10 protein-coding genes are annotated in these 10,258 nt (G+C 61.6%); 6 read left to right on the top strand and 4 right to left on the bottom strand.

The annotated features are described in order from the left end of the window. Positions 1–115 precede the first annotated feature (115 nt). From cysT to ACRESD_RS03505, 3 genes are read left to right on the top strand one after another with little or no spacing between them, the layout of a single operon-like run. Entirely contained in the window at positions 116–934 is an 819-nt protein-coding gene (gene cysT, locus ACRESD_RS03515; RefSeq protein ID WP_431749654.1) for a sulfate ABC transporter permease subunit CysT, read from the top strand. 13 nt (positions 935–947) lie between these two features. Next, positions 948–1,820 carry a sulfate ABC transporter permease subunit CysW gene (gene cysW, locus ACRESD_RS03510; RefSeq protein WP_431749653.1) on the top strand — a complete coding sequence of 291 codons (873 nt, stop codon included), beginning with the start codon at positions 948–950 and terminating at the stop codon, positions 1,818–1,820. A 3-nt stretch (positions 1,821–1,823) separates the two neighbouring features. Then, complete coding sequence (locus ACRESD_RS03505) at positions 1,824–2,804, top strand: sulfate/molybdate ABC transporter ATP-binding protein (RefSeq protein WP_431749652.1); 981 nt, start codon at positions 1,824–1,826, stop codon at positions 2,802–2,804. A 140-nt stretch (positions 2,805–2,944) separates the two neighbouring features. On the opposite strand, the gene ACRESD_RS03500 is transcribed toward ACRESD_RS03505, so the two are convergent. Continuing rightward, a complete protein-coding gene (locus ACRESD_RS03500) occupies positions 2,945–3,469 on the bottom strand; it encodes a DUF962 domain-containing protein (protein WP_431749651.1) in 525 nt (174 codons plus the stop codon). A gap of 83 nt (positions 3,470–3,552) precedes the next feature. Here ACRESD_RS03500 and ACRESD_RS03495 point away from each other — a divergent pair, with 83 nt between their 5' ends. Further along, entirely contained in the window at positions 3,553–4,239 is a 687-nt protein-coding gene (locus tag ACRESD_RS03495; protein WP_431749650.1) for a Crp/Fnr family transcriptional regulator, read from the top strand. Between the two features lie 112 nt (positions 4,240–4,351). Here the strand turns inward: ACRESD_RS03495 and ACRESD_RS03490 are convergent, their stop codons facing one another. Beyond that, positions 4,352–5,356: an AraC family transcriptional regulator gene (locus ACRESD_RS03490; protein ID WP_431749649.1), complete on the bottom strand. Its 1,005-nt coding sequence runs from the start codon at positions 5,354–5,356 to the stop codon at positions 4,352–4,354. Between the two features lie 101 nt (positions 5,357–5,457). On the opposite strand from ACRESD_RS03490, the gene ACRESD_RS03485 reads away from it, so the two are divergent. After that, positions 5,458–6,528 (top strand): fatty acid desaturase, encoded by a 1,071-nt coding sequence (locus ACRESD_RS03485; protein ID WP_431749648.1) that lies wholly within the window; start codon positions 5,458–5,460, stop codon positions 6,526–6,528. On the opposite strand, the gene ACRESD_RS03480 is transcribed toward ACRESD_RS03485, so the two are convergent. Together ACRESD_RS03480 and ACRESD_RS03475 are read right to left on the bottom strand one after the other, a co-directional pair. Beyond that, positions 6,515–7,330 carry an ABC transporter ATP-binding protein gene (locus tag ACRESD_RS03480; RefSeq protein WP_431749647.1) on the bottom strand — a complete coding sequence of 272 codons (816 nt, stop codon included), beginning with the start codon at positions 7,328–7,330 and terminating at the stop codon, positions 6,515–6,517. The two genes, ACRESD_RS03485 and ACRESD_RS03480, sit on opposite strands and share 14 nt — an antisense overlap. After that, positions 7,327–8,925 carry an ABC transporter permease gene (locus ACRESD_RS03475; RefSeq protein WP_431749646.1) on the bottom strand — a complete coding sequence of 533 codons (1,599 nt, stop codon included), beginning with the start codon at positions 8,923–8,925 and terminating at the stop codon, positions 7,327–7,329. The genes ACRESD_RS03480 and ACRESD_RS03475 overlap by 4 nt, the downstream gene beginning before the upstream one ends. Positions 8,926–9,213: 288 nt before the next feature. On the opposite strand from ACRESD_RS03475, the gene ACRESD_RS03470 reads away from it, so the two are divergent. Then, on the top strand, positions 9,214–10,215 hold the full coding sequence (locus ACRESD_RS03470; protein ID WP_431749645.1) for an ABC transporter substrate-binding protein: 1,002 nt from the start codon (positions 9,214–9,216) through the stop codon (positions 10,213–10,215). Positions 10,216–10,258: the final 43 nt, after the last annotated feature.

Below are 10,258 nucleotides of genomic sequence, written 5' to 3'. Positions count from 1 at the left end.
GCGATAGCCTCACCGCGGTGTCACTGAGACACCGCAGTGCCCGCATCGCAGGCAAGCCAGCTCCCACAGAGGAACGCGCTCCTACAGTGGTTTCTACCTTTAACCAAGGACTCTTATGTCGCGTCGTATCTCCCCCGTCATACCCGGCTTCGGGCTGACGCTGGGCTACACCGTGGTGTACCTCAGCCTGATCGTACTCATCCCCCTCGCGGCGATGTTTGTACATGCCGCTCAACTCACCTGGGATCAGTTCTGGAACATCATTTCGGCACCGCGGGTGCTGGCGGCATTGAAACTCAGCTTCAGTACCGCGCTGTATGCCGCCCTGATCAACGGTGTGATTGGTACGTTGCTGGCCTGGGTGTTGGTGCGCTACACCTTCCCTGGCCGCAAGATCATCGACGCGATGATCGACCTGCCGTTCGCCCTGCCCACCGCCGTAGCCGGTATCGCATTGACCGCGCTGTACACGCCTAACGGCCTGGTTGGCCAGTTCGCAGCGGACCTGGGCTTCAAGATCGCCTACACCCCGTTGGGCATCACCCTGGCGCTGACCTTCGTCACCCTGCCGTTCGTGGTGCGTACGGTTCAGCCGGTGTTGGCCGACATCCCCCGGGAAGTCGAAGAAGCCGCCGCCTGCCTGGGTGCCAAGCCGTTGCAAGTGTTCCGTCACATCTTGGTGCCGGCTCTGCTGCCTGCCTGGTTGACCGGTTTCGCGCTGGCGTTTGCCCGTGGCGTCGGTGAGTACGGTTCGGTGATCTTCATCGCCGGCAACATGCCGATGAAAACCGAAATCCTGCCGCTGCTGATCATGGTCAAGCTCGACCAATACGACTATCGCGGCGCCACGTCCATCGGCGTGTTGATGTTGGTGGTTTCCTTTGTCCTGCTGCTGCTGATCAACCTGTTGCAGCGGCGCATCGAACGTCCATAAGGAGGCGCGGAACATGTCCCAATCGTCTATTTCCGCCGCGTCCTCGGCCAACGCTGCCCGGCGTGGCAGTGCGGTGTCGCGACGTATCCTGATCGGCCTTGGCTGGTTGGTGTTTGTGCTGTTTTTGCTGTTGCCGCTGTTGATCGTGGTGACCCAGGGCCTGAAGAACGGCCTGGGTTCGTTTTTCACCGCGATTCTTGAGCCCGACGCGCTGTCTGCGCTGAAGCTCACGGTGATCGCGGTGGTGATCTCGGTGCCGCTCAACCTGGTGTTCGGTGTCAGTGCGGCGTGGTGCGTGAGCAAGTACTCGTTCCGTGGCAAAAGCATCCTGGTGACGCTGATTGACCTGCCGTTCTCGGTGTCGCCGGTGATCGCCGGTCTGGTCTATGTGCTGATGTTCGGCGCCCAGGGTTTCTTTGGCCCGTGGTTGCAGGACCATGACATCCAGATCGTGTTCGCGTTGCCGGGCATTGTGCTCGCCACCATTTTCGTCACCGTGCCTTTCGTCGCACGTGAACTGATCCCGCTGATGCAGGAGCAGGGCACCCAGGAAGAAGAGGCCGCGCGCCTGCTCGGCGCCAATGGCTGGCAGATGTTCTGGCATGTCACCGTGCCGAACATCAAATGGGGCCTGATCTACGGCGTGGTGCTGTGTACCGCACGGGCCATGGGTGAATTCGGCGCGGTGTCGGTGGTGTCCGGCCACATTCGTGGCGTGACCAACACCTTGCCGCTGCATGTCGAGATTCTCTACAACGAATACAACCATGTTGCCGCGTTTGCGGTGGCCAGCCTGTTGCTGATCCTGGCGCTCTTCATCCTGCTGCTCAAGCAGTGGAGCGAGAACCGTATCAACCGCCTGCGCAAAAGCGCCGGTGAGGAATAAGTCATGTCGATCGAAGTCCGTAATGTCAGCAAGAACTTCAACGCCTTCAAGGCCCTGAACAGCATCAATCTGGACATCCAGAGTGGCGAGCTGGTGGCGTTGCTGGGGCCGTCCGGCTGTGGCAAGACGACCTTGTTGCGCATCATCGCCGGCCTGGAAACTCCAGACGCCGGCAATATCGTGTTCCATGGTGAAGACGTGTCCGGCCACGACGTGCGCGATCGCAACGTCGGCTTCGTGTTCCAGCACTACGCGCTGTTCCGCCACATGACCGTGTTCGACAACGTCGCCTTCGGCCTGCGCATGAAACCGAAAAACCAGCGCCCGAGCGAAAGCCAGATCGCCAGTAAAGTGCACGAACTGCTGAACATGGTGCAGTTGGATTGGCTGTCTGATCGCTACCCGGAACAACTGTCCGGTGGCCAGCGCCAGCGGATCGCCCTGGCCCGTGCCCTGGCGGTGGAGCCCAAGGTGTTGCTGCTGGACGAACCCTTCGGTGCCCTGGACGCCAAGGTGCGTAAAGAACTGCGCCGCTGGCTGGCGCGTCTGCACGAAGACATCAACCTGACCTCGGTGTTCGTGACCCACGACCAGGAAGAGGCCATGGAAGTCGCTGACCGTATCGTGGTGATGAACAAGGGGGTGATCGAGCAGATCGGCTCACCGGGTGATGTCTACGAAAACCCGGCCAGCGACTTTGTTTACCACTTCCTGGGCGACTCGAACCGCTTGCACTTGGGAGAGGACAAGCATGTGCTGTTCCGTCCCCATGAAGTGTCGCTGTCGCGGCATGAGCTGGAAGATCATCACGCGGCTGAAGTGCGGGATATCCGCCCGCTCGGCGCAACGACGCGGGTCACGCTGAAAGTGGAAGGCCAGAGCGAGCTGATCGAAGCCGAAGTGGTGAAGGACCATGACAGCCTGATCGGCTTGGCCCGTGGCGAAACCCTGTTCTTCAAACCCAAGGTTTGGCAAAAGGCCTGAACCTACAAACACCCCCTTGTGGGAGCCAGACTTGTGTGGGAGCTGGCTTGCCTGCGATAGCATCACCATGGTGTGACTGACACACTGAGGTGTCTGCATCGCGGGCAAGCCCGGCTCCCACATTTGACCTCCAGTGCCTGTTAGACCGTGGCGCTTTTCGCGCGCACTGCCACTGGCCCCGACCGCTCTTCAATCTGCTGCTTCAGGTCATGCCGCAACCCCAGCAAAAAGGCCAATTCCGCTACCACAAACAGCGGCCCGACGATCAGCCCTGACACGTCATCCACAAACGCCGGCTTTCTGCCCTCGTAGTAGTGGCCGACAAACTGAATCACCCAACCCACCACAAACATGCCGATGCCGCTGCCCAGCCACACCAGCGTACTCTGCGCCGCCAGCACATGCCCGGCCCATACCGACAAGCCCAGCAGCACCGTCATCAACACGCCCAGCCCCCGTTCCAGGCGCAGGTAAAAGCACGCCGAAAACAATGCCAGCAACACGGCGGGTGATAGCCACAGCCCGGCGACTGTCCACTCGGGGCGTGAGAGCAGCACGGCAACCGCCACCACAATCAATGGGATGCCGATAAAGTGGCTGGCAATATTGCGCGGGTCGCGATGGTAGGCGGCATATTGACTGAGGTGGTCGACGAGGCTTTTCATTGTTGTTCCTCCTGTAGGATGTTTGATCATGCCCTGTCAGCCAGTGACTGACTGTCAGTTGGCCGACAATCTTCGGAGTTCTCATGGACACAGAGCAATGGCGCCTACGGCTGGCCACCGGGCATTGGTTCAGCCACCTGCCTGCGCCTTTTCAGCATAGCCTGCTGGCCCACGCCCGGCAGCGGCAGTTGGAGGCCGGGCAATACCTGTTCAAGCGCGGCGACCCACCTTGTGGCCTGTACGCGGTGCTCAACGGCAGCCTGCGCGTCAGCGCGGTGAACGCGCAGGGCAAGGAGGCCATCCTGAGCCTGGTGGAGTCGCCCTATTGGTTCGGCGAAATCTGCTTGTTCGACGGCTTGCCGCGCACCCACGACGCCTGCGCCGTCGGGCCGTGCACGCTGCTGCAGGTGCCGCAGCAGGCGCTGTTGGGCATCCTGGATGAACACCCCCGGTACTGGCGCGACCTGGCCTTGCTGATGAGTCAGAAATTGCGCCTGAGTTTTATCGGCCTTGAACAACTCAGCCTGATGCCGGCCCCGGTTCGCTTGGCCCATCGCTTATTGATGATCGTCGAAGGGTATGGCGACATCGAGCACTCACGCCGTGTGTTGCAACTGCCCCAGGAAGACCTGGCGGCGATGCTGAGCCTGTCGCGCCAGACCACCAACGCCTTGCTCAAGGACCTGCAAGCCCAAGGCATCGTGCGCCTGGGCTATGGTGAGATCGAAATCCTCGACGCCCAGCGTTTGCGGGAGGCCGCACACACTTGATCAATCGCCACTTTCGCGGGCAAGCCCGTTCCCACATTTTGATGGGTGAACACAGTCAAATGTGGGAGGGGGCTTGCCCCCGAAGAGACCCTAAAGCCCGGTACAGGTGTGCCTAGCGCAATCCATCGCGAAACTGCCCCGGCGTCATCCCCGTCCAGCGCTTGAACGCCCGATTGAAACTGCTGGTATCGGCAAACCCCAGCAAGTGGCTGATCTCGGCCAATGAGCATTGCGGGTCACGCAGGTGCAACAACGCCAAGTTCTCGCGGCATTCATTGAGCAAGGTGTCGAACCGACAGCCTTCATCCGCCAGGTGGCGCTGCAAACTGCGCAGGCTCAGGTGCAGTGCCTGGGCGATACGTTCGGCGCTCGGTTCACCGTCGGGCAGTTGCGCCTCGATGGATGCACGCACCTTGCGCTCCCAGGTCAACGGTTGCAGTTGGGCGAGGGTGCGTTTGAGCACGGTTTCGTTGTGTTCGGCCAACTCAGGGTTGGCATCGTCCAGGTGGCTGTCGAAATCCTGGGCGGCGAATTCCAGGCGGTCTTCTTCGGCGCCGAAAAACACCGGTGCACGAAACACCGTGTGCCACGGCTTGGGGTCGACCGGTTCGGGCCGTCTCAGGTACACCGCCAGCGGGGCATAATCACGACCCAGGCGATTGCGGCAGGTGCGCACATAGATCGCCGCAAATGCATCAATGGCTTCGAGCGCCGGCGCCGGGCTGCCCGCCGGTTGCAACAGGCGGAAGCGATAGCGCTCGCCATCGCCGCTCAGTTCCAGGCTCAAGGCATCGCTGACCACTTGGTGGTAACGCACGATGCGCTCGAACACTTCGCGCAAGCTGCCGCTGGCCACCAAGGCATAACCCAGGGCATGAAACGTGGTGGGGCTGACAAACCGCGACACGCGCAAGCCAATCGCCGGGTCGCCGCTGGCCTGTACCGCCAGCGTCCACAAACGTGTGGTGGCCGACAGCGGGTAGCGTGCGTTGGGGTCGTCCATCTGTTGTGGGTCCAGCCCGGCCTCCGCGCACAGCGCGGCACTGTCGAGGCCCAGGGCGTCGAGCTGCTTGCGCAGGGCGCGGGTCCAGCTGGCGAGTGAGGTGGGTTCGGTCATGGCGATTGGCGCTTGCGGTCAATAGGTTGGCGTCTGGGGCTAGCGTCCTGCGTGATCGCTTGGGGCAGGATAGACGCATCCATAAACAAGAGGATGGGAGCATGGACGGTACTTCTGCAAGTCCCCAACAGATGAATGCACAACAACGTTCGGCGCATATCCGTGACGTGGTGCTGGCCGAAGGTGTGCGACTGCGCCAGCGGCACCCCTGGCTGCTGCATCAGGATGCGCTGGGCGCGGGCATCCTGGCGTTTGCGTTGCTCGGTATGCTCGGCTCGGCGACGCTCTATATCGCCGGGTACATGGCTTGGTGGGTGTGCCTGCTGCTCAATGCCTTCCTCGCCTCACTGACCCATGAGTTGGAACACGACCTGATCCACAGCATGTACTTTCGCAAGCAGCGCCTGCCCCACAACCTGATGATGGGCCTGGTGTGGCTGGCACGGCCCAGCACGATCAACCCATGGATACGCCGGCATCTGCACCTCAATCACCACAAGGTTTCCGGCACCGAGACCGATATGGAGGAGCGCGCCATCACCAACGGCGAGCCGTGGGGCCTGGCGCGGTTGCTGATGGTCGGCGATAACCTGATGTCGGCTTTCATCCGCATGCTGCGCGCCAAGACCTGGCAGCACAAATTCAGCATCCTCAAGCGTTCGCTGCTGGTGTACGCACCGCTGGCGCTGCTGCATTGGGGCGCGTGGTATGTGTTCCTGGGGTTTCATGCCGCCAACGGCATTGCCGGCCTGATGGGCACACCGATTGATTGGTCCGGCGGGACTTTGCAGATGATGCAAGTGATCGATATCGCTGTTGTGGTGATCATCGGCCCCAACGTGCTGCGCACCTTCTGCCTGCACTTCGTCAGCTCCAACATGCACTACTACGGCGATGTGGAACTGGGCAATGTGATCCAACAGACCCAAGTGTTGAACCCATGGTGGCTGTGGCCGTTGCAGGCGTTCTGCTTTAACTTCGGCAGTACCCATGGCATCCACCATTTTGTGGTGAAGGAGCCGTTTTATATCCGCCAGATGACGGCCAAGGTGGCGCACAAAGTCATGGCTGAAATGGGCGTGCGCTTCAATGATTTCGGCACCTTCGCCCGGGCCAATCGCTTTGAACGCCTGGAGCAACCGGACGCCCGGCTGTCTTTCAGCAAGCAATGAAGGTCAGTGGCAGGTCGCGGATCTGTTCGCGCACGGGCGGCTGGTAATGGCCATCGCTGATCAGCTCGTGCAACAGCTCTTCGCGCAGCTGGTGGAATTCGAAGCTGCTGCGCTGGCGGGGGTGGGGCAGGGCGATGTCCACCACCTGCTTGATCCGCCCCGGCCGGGGCTCCATCACCACCACGCGGTCAGCGAGGAAAATCGCTTCTTCCACATCGTGGGTCACCAGCACCGTGGTGATTTTGGCCCGCGCACGGATCGCCAATAACTCGTCCTGCATCTGCTGGCGGGTCAACGCATCGAGGGCACCGAAGGGTTCGTCCAATAACAGGATGCGCGGGCTGGCCACCAGGCCGCGGGCGATGGCGACCCGTTGCGCCATGCCACCGGACAGCTGGTGGGGGTAGGCGCGAGTGAAGTCTGTCAGGCCGACCAGCGCGATAAAGTCGTTGATGCGCCGGTTGCGCTCGGCGTCGCTTAGCGCTTCGTTGACCAGGCCCAGGCCGATGTTTTGCGCCACCGTCAGCCACGGGAACAGGCGGTGTTCCTGGAACACGATGCCGCGTTCGCCGCCGATGCCGCTCACGGCCTTGCCGTCGACTTGGATCTCTCCGCGAAACTGCGTGTCGAGCCCCACCAGCAGGCGCAGCAGGGTGGACTTGCCGCACCCGCTGGAACCTACGATCGCCACGAACTCGCCTTCGGCGATATCCAGGTTGAATTCGCGAATGGCTTCCAGTTCGAAGCCGTCGACGTCAAAGCTCTTGCCCACATGGTTGAAGCTGACGATAGGTGCGTTCATACGTGTCTCCAGCGGGTTGCGCGGGTTTCGATGCGTTGGCCGATCAGGTTGAGGGTGGCGCCGGTGAGGCCGACCAAGAGCATGCCGCTCATGATCAGATCCATGCGCAGCAGTTGTTGGGCGCCGATCATCAGGCTGCCGATGCCGCCGTTGGAGGGCATGAAGTATTCCGCGCCGATGGTGCCCAGCCAGGCGTAGATCAGGCTCAGGCGCAGGCCGGCGAAGATCCCTGCCGCCGCACCGGGCAACACCAGGCGGCGCAGGCGTTGGAACAAGTTCAGGCGCAACACCTGCGCCGCTTCGCGCAGTTGCGGTGACAGGTTCAAGACGCTGCGTTGGGTGGCGATAAACAGCGGGAAAAACGCCGCCAGGGCGATGAACACCGACTTGGCCAGTTCACCCAGGCCGAACCAGGCGGTGAGCAGGGGCACCCAGGCGAAAATCGCGATCTGGCGCAACGCGGCCAAGGTCGGGCCGAGTACCCGTTCACTGCGCCGCGACAAGCCCAGCCACAGGCCCATGGCAAAGCCCAGTCCACCGCCCAGCAGCAGGCCGCTCAAGGTGCGCCCAAGGCTTTTGCCCAGCGCGCCACTCAAGCTGCCGTCCAGCACGCCCGCGATGGCGGTGCGCAGCACGGCCCCCGGGCTGACCAGAATGTTCGGGTCCACCCATGCGTGTTGCGTTGCCACTTGCCACAACGCCAACAGCAGCAGTGGCAACAGCCACGGTTGCAGGCGTTGCCATCCTTCATAGCGTGGCCCGCGCCGGATCTGGGCCGTGGCCGGATGGGGCCAGTGCACCCACTGGCGGTCCAGCCAGCCGACGCCACGGTCCATCGTCACTCCCAGCACGCCGATGACCACGATGCACACGAAGACAATATCGAGCATGAACAACTGGCGTGCCCACACCATCAGGTAGCCGATACCTTCGCTGGAGGCCAGCAGTTCCACCGCCAACAACGATGTCCAGCCGGCGGCCAGCGCCAGGCGCACGCCGGCCATGAAGGCCGGCAGCGCGGCGGGCAGGATCAAGCGGCGGATCAACACGTGAGTGGGCAGGCGCAGCACACGTGCGGCTTCGCGCAGCGTGGGCTGGGCGTCGCGCACGCCAACCAGGGTGTGCAGGGTGACGGGCACCACGATGGCCTTCACCAACACCACCAGTTTCAGGGTTTCGCCGATACCGAAAAACACCATGAACAAGGGAATCCAGGCCAGGGTCGGTACTTGCGACAGCGCGCTGAAGGTGGGGAACACCAAGCGCTCGGCCCGGGCACTGAAGCCCAGTAGGGCACCCAGTAAAGCCCCGGCGCCGATACCCGCCAGCAACCCCCAGAACAAGCGCTGCAAACTGATCGCCAGGTGGCTCCACAACTCGCCACCGGCCAGTTCCACTGCGCTGCTCCACACCAGTGAAGGCGGCGGCAGAATCTGCTCGCTCATCCAGTGATTGCGGCTGGCCCACCACCACAATGTGAACAGCACCAGCGGCAGCAGCCACGGCAACAGGCGCTCGCCCAGGTTGGGCCAACGCGGTGTGGTGCCTTGGGCGGGGGCTGCCAGAGGTAGGCTCAACAGTGAAATTCGGGCCATGGAGGACCTCCGTTGTCGCCGAGGGCGTTATGTGATTTTGATCTTATAAGAATGCAATCAAGATGATTGAGGGATAAGAAAAGTCATTTAAAGCCGCCCTCCGATACGCATCCAATGCATTCGAAGAATATTTTCGATGCTGTTGATGCATAACCCTCTGGAGCCGGCGTTTTAGCGCGCATAGTTCAAAAGGTTATTAAATTGTGAATTTATAGTATTTAAAGTTTTTATCGGCTTGTGCCTACTTTCTGCTCCCCAGGCGACCGTCGCCCACCAGGAGCTGCGCTTATGAAACTGCCGTTCAAACGACTGATCACACTGTTCGCGGGCACCGCGCTGGCCGGCCTGGTGCATGCCGCCGACCTCAAGGAGATCCGCATCGCCGTGCCCGACCTGAGTGCCGGCAGCCAACACAGCGGCGGTGGCATCACCGATGTGCTGCACAGCCAGCAAATTTTCGAAAAGGCCTTTGCCGACCAAGGCATCACCATCCAGTGGAATTACTTCAAGGGCGCCGGGCCGGTGATCAATGAAGCGTTCGCCAACGGTCAGGTCGACCTGGCTTATCTGGGCGATCTGGCCGCGATCATCGGCCGTTCCAATGGCTTGGATACCCGCCTGCTCAGCGCCTCGGCACGCGGTGTGAAGCATTACCTTGGCGTGGTGCCGGGTTCGGGTATCAAGACCCTGCAAGACCTCAAGGGCAAGCGCGTTGCGGTATTCCGTGGCACGGCCAGCCAGCTGTCGTTCGACAGCGCATTGGCCAGCCAGGGCTTGAGTGAGAAAGACCTGAAGGTCATCAACCTGGATTTCAACGCCGCCGTGGCTGCGCTGGCAGCCAAGCAGATCGATGCCACTTGGGGCAGTTCGGGCCTGAGCGCGTTGCAAGCCAAGGGGCTGGCCGAGATTCCGTTGACCACCAAGGACCTGGGCGGCGCGGGTAGCATCCAGGCGGTGTTGGTGGGCAGCGGCAAATTTGTCGACGAACACCCGCAGATCGTGGCGAAGCTGCTCAAGGCTCAGCAACAGGCCGTGCAATGGTTGACCGATGACAACCACAAGCAGGCCTACATCGAGCTGGTGTCGGGACGTGCCAGTTACCCCTCGGTGATTCTCACCAACGATCTGAAGGATCAGAAACTCAGCGAGATTTTCCCCTCGACCCTGGACCCGGTCTTCCTTGGCAAATTGCAGGATGCGGTGGACTTGGCGTCGAAGGAGAAGTTGATTCGCAAGTCGTTCCAGGTGAGTGATTGGGTGGCGCCGAATCTGGCCGCTGCCGGGCTCTGAGTAGGTGGCGTCTGGGCTGCCGCATTCGCGAGCAAGCCCGCTC

It is taken from the genome of Pseudomonas sp., assembly GCF_050739995.1.
Taxonomy (GTDB): domain Bacteria; phylum Pseudomonadota; class Gammaproteobacteria; order Pseudomonadales; family Pseudomonadaceae; genus Aquipseudomonas.
The sequence above is the reverse complement of the archived record's forward strand: the minus strand, read 5'-3'. Positions and strand labels throughout refer to the sequence as shown.